A 1,395-nucleotide genomic window follows, 5' to 3' on the forward strand; every position below is an offset into this window, starting at 1 on the left:
TAAAAACAATCATGATCTTTCACTCACACCCCCTCATGAAAAAGGGGGTTATTTTTTTGTGAATTGACCATAACTGATACTACACAAACAGATAAGTACGTGGGTTTTAATGGTGGGTTAAACCCTGTTATAAAAACTGTAAGGAATGGATTGTTGCACACCGCCTTGTTGACCTAGCTTTTGCTTGGATCACGTACAGAAAAATGCCGAGGTACAATCCTTTCCACTGTTTGTGAAAAAGAGTAGGAAGGTGTTTGTTATATGGACGTACTATTAAAAAATTGTGCTGGTTTAGATGTTCATCAAAAAGAAATTGTCGCTTGCGTTATTCGAGAAACAACAGATGGTCATTCTCTTACAGAGGTTCGTTCTTTTCCAACTATGACCAAAGACTTGTATGAGCTCCTTAAATGGCTGGAGCAATGTAACGTTACTCATGTTGCCTTAGAAAGCACTGGTATCTATTGGAAACCTATCTTTAATATTATTGAAGATTACTTCGATATCACTTTAGCTAATGCCCAAAGAATTAAAAATGTACCTGGTCGTAAAACAGATGTTGCCGATGCCGAATGGATCGCTAAATTACTTCAACATGGACTGATTGAAAAAAGCTTCGTTCCTCCTACAGATATTCGTGAACTTCGAGACTTAACCCGTTTACGTAAGAAATGGGTAGGAAATATTACAGCGGAGAAAAATCGAATTCAAAAAACGTTGGAGTGCTCCAACATCAAATTAGGATCCGTTATCTCTGATGTATTTGGTGTATCTGGAAGAAAACTTTTATCTAAACTGGTGGAACAAGGCTATGTAGATCCAAAGGATGTGCAAGACACTATTCATTTTAAAATGATGCCAAAAGCCCAACAGATTGTCGATTCTCTTTTTGGAACGCTTAATACGCATCAAATCTTTCTCATTCGCCAATCTTGGAATCATATTATATTCTTGGAAGAACAATTAGAACAACTCGAAAAGCAAATCTCCGAACTACTTGTGCCTTATAAGGAACAAGTGGATTTACTTTTAACCATTCCAGGAGTGAAAGAAAATTCGGTGGCAAGTATTATTGCGGAAATCGGTATCGAAATGAGTCAATTCCCTACCGCCCAACACTTGGCATCATGGGCAGGATTAGCACCAGGAAATCACGAAAGTGCTGGTAAAAAAAAAGCACTCGTACAACAAAAGGGAATCCGCATATAAAATCAACATTGTGTGAAGTGGCATGGGCCATTTCACGAACTAAGAATACATGGTTGGCAAGTAAATATTGGTCACTGGCAGCACGAAGAGGAAAGAAAAAGGCATTAATCGCAATCGCACATAAGACATTGAAAATCATTTATCATATTTTAACTGGAAAACAACCATTCATCGAATACTCGAAAT

Annotated in this window: 1 pseudogene; it reads left to right on the forward strand. The window is 37.7% G+C overall.

The annotated features are described in order from the left end of the window. Positions 1-261: 261 nt before the first annotated feature. Positions 262-1,395, forward strand: a pseudogene (locus F9279_RS24765) (IS110 family transposase); the annotation flags it as partial.

It is taken from the genome of Bacillus sp. B1-b2, from assembly GCF_009183415.1.
Classification (GTDB): Bacteria; Bacillota; Bacilli; order Bacillales; family Cytobacillaceae; genus Niallia.